Below are 338 nucleotides of genomic sequence, written 5' to 3' on the forward strand. Positions count from 1 at the left end.
CCACTTTGATAATAACCCAGTTGATTTACCACTAGACGTATTATTAGGTAAAGCACCTAAAATGCATCGCGATGTAACCTCAAAGCAGGTTGTAGGTAAAGCACTTGATGTTACAAATATTAATGTAGCAGATGCGGCGCAGCGTTTATTGCGCTTACCAACCATTGCAGAAAAAACCTTCCTTATTACAATTGGCGATCGCTCGGTAACAGGCTTAGTAGCGCGCGACCAAATGGTTGGCCCTTGGCAAGTACCTGTGGCTAACTGTGCTGTAACTGCTGCTACATACGATACTTACCATGGTGAAGCTATGTCGTTGGGCGAGCGCACTCCTGCAG

The 338-nt window shown here is 45.6% G+C and carries 1 protein-coding gene; it reads left to right on the forward strand.

Features of this window, described 5'->3' with window-relative positions; translation table 11 throughout:
• The coding region (locus AAEY62_RS21125; RefSeq protein WP_350636294.1) for a hypothetical protein at positions 1 to 338 on the forward strand (338 nt) is incomplete at both ends.

Origin of the sequence: Pseudoalteromonas sp. GW168-MNA-CIBAN-0100 (assembly GCF_040309225.1) — a bacterium.
Classification (GTDB): domain Bacteria; phylum Pseudomonadota; class Gammaproteobacteria; order Enterobacterales; family Alteromonadaceae; genus Pseudoalteromonas; species Pseudoalteromonas arctica.